At 28.4% G+C, this 2,143-nt stretch carries 3 protein-coding genes and 1 tRNA gene; all 4 read right to left on the bottom strand.

Going from position 1 to position 2,143, the window contains the following annotated elements; genetic code table 11:
- Positions 1–2: 2 nt before the first annotated feature.
- The 4 genes from WMO65_RS26065 to WMO65_RS26050 all read right to left on the bottom strand — a co-directional run bounded on the left by WMO65_RS26065 (position 3) and on the right by WMO65_RS26050 (position 2,054).
- Positions 3–74, bottom strand: a tRNA-Ile gene (locus WMO65_RS26065).
- A 70-nt stretch (positions 75–144) separates the two neighbouring features.
- On the bottom strand, positions 145–621 hold the full coding sequence (locus WMO65_RS26060; RefSeq protein ID WP_148393792.1) for a hypothetical protein: 477 nt from the start codon (positions 619–621) through the stop codon (positions 145–147).
- Positions 622–630: 9 nt separating this feature from the next.
- Positions 631–915, bottom strand: coding sequence for a hypothetical protein (locus WMO65_RS26055; RefSeq protein WP_349064843.1), 285 nt, complete (start codon positions 913–915; stop codon positions 631–633).
- Entirely contained in the window at positions 903–2,054 is a 1,152-nt protein-coding gene (locus WMO65_RS26050) for a hypothetical protein (protein ID WP_148393789.1), read from the bottom strand. The genes WMO65_RS26055 and WMO65_RS26050 overlap by 13 nt, the downstream gene beginning before the upstream one ends.
- Between the last annotated feature and the right edge of the window lie 89 nt (positions 2,055–2,143).

The raw sequence follows: 2,143 nt of genomic DNA, 5'->3' as shown, positions 1-2,143 counted from the left end.
AATAGGCATAGCCGGGATCGAACCGGCGGCACACGCCTTATAAGGCCGCCGCTCTCCCTCTGAGCTATATACCCATAACAAAAGCGCCCAGCCAGTTATCTGACCAGACGCTCGATGTAATACCTAAAATGAAATATGTAATATTTATTCAAATTTTATTTTTAACTTTTTAAATCTAATATTTTTCTTTCCTAGATAACCATTAGATATTATTCTATAAATTTCATTAATATTGTCTTTTATTGTATTATACACTATAGTCTGCTCTTCGCCAATAAACTCTTTACCTGTATTCGTGACTAAGTAATCCTCTAGATTTTGGATAGTCTCTTTTAATTGCTTATAAAATTCTGGATTATTATACTGAAAATATAAAGAGTCTTGCCTTAATTTTTGCAATTCATTGATAAGTTTATCTGCATCTATAAGTTTATTATATAAATCAAATTTTATATATTTCCTAGCAGTTGGTATTTCATATACTAAATGATTTTTATAAATATCTTTATAATATTCTGATTCTAAATTTATACGACTTAATCGTACCTCTTTAATGTATTCAACAATCGCAACGACAATTGAAATAATAATAGCCACAATTGATAAAAAATCACTCCACATCGTAATACCTCATAATAAATTACTAATTATTATTTTTTTCAGTTCTTCCTTAGTTGAAATAATTTCAATATTCTTTTCAACTCCTGACACCCCAATGTGTTGTACAATATTTTCAAAAAAACCCTGTATAAAAGAAGAGGCAATTCTTTGAATATTATCTGGAAATACGATTGTTATTTTTTGGTCAAAATTAATTCTATTTTCAACCTGATTTTTGTATGTTTCCATTCCAAATTCATACCCTGCTAAGCCTTCCAATGATTTTTCAAATTTTAGCTTAATTATATTATCCACTTTTCTTCTCTCCTTTTCATAACAAAATTCAAATTATACGCAGTACCAGGCAAAAATATAGAATTACTCCCTGTTACTATACCCGAAGGGGCCTGACTAAAAAAGTCATTACTCTCATTAAACCCAATCCATCCTTCTTTATTGTACTCAAGATATTGATGGAAAAACCACAATGCTCTGTTCCCAGTAATTAAGTAGCACTTATGAGCATCTGAACGCTTTTCAAGAGAAGATATTAACTTTGTAAGTCCAGTACCTCCTGTAGATACCTTTTTATTTCTTCCTGATATTTTGTGTTGAAAAGCAGCAATGTTAAAAAAATCAGCATCTTGATACACTGAATTCATAAAAGACTTATGTTTTTCATAGGCTTCTTTTACTAACACATATCTTTCAAATAAATTTATATCTTGATTTGTTATCTTTCTTTTAATGCCATCTCCTAACAGTTTTTCAGAAAAATTAATCACTGCAATATTTATACCCAAAAACGCACTACTATTTTCTTGTTTAAAATAAGAATTCGTAACATCCAAATCTACCAGACATTCAGACGCTGCATGCTCCCAAGCATTTCCTATTAGTTCAACAATAACTTCCGATATTTCATCAATACACTCTTCTCCAACACCAGAATACTTTAAAAAATAAGAAATATCATCCATTCTTCTTGATAACTCTACATTATTTGAACTCTTTCTCATTACCCTTCTATAATGATTTTTATATAGATCATCACAGAACTTATCCGTATATTTCTTCATGTTGTCTTTATCGCTGTTGTTTAATAACAATAATGGAGAAGACGCAATTCCTTCTATAAAAATATTATGTTCACACTTGAAAATCACTGTAACCCTATGTCCATAACTTTTTATTAATATATTGCATATTATTTCAAGAAAAATATATGTTAACTTATCAGTAAATACTATATCACCTAAATTTATAATAATAGGCATTCTAACATTTGCATATTTTTCTTTTAAAGTATTTACATATGCTAATAATTTTTTAATGGAATTGCCATTAAATTCTTTATCTTTATTTTGAAATATAGCATGACCATTTTTAATAATTATATTCTTAGAATTAGTTTTTATTACATTTTTATTTAGTAGCAATTCGTCATTTTCCATTTTACTTTCCCTAAATATATTTTCTTTCATTTTATACTAGGTTTGATAAAATTGCAACAAAATACCCCGTATTTCCACGGGGTATTGTC

This window comes from Blautia caccae (assembly GCF_040095955.1).
GTDB lineage: Bacteria > Bacillota > Clostridia > Lachnospirales > Lachnospiraceae > Blautia > Blautia celeris.
Note: the sequence above shows the minus strand (reverse complement) of the source record. Positions and strands in the feature narration are given on the sequence as shown.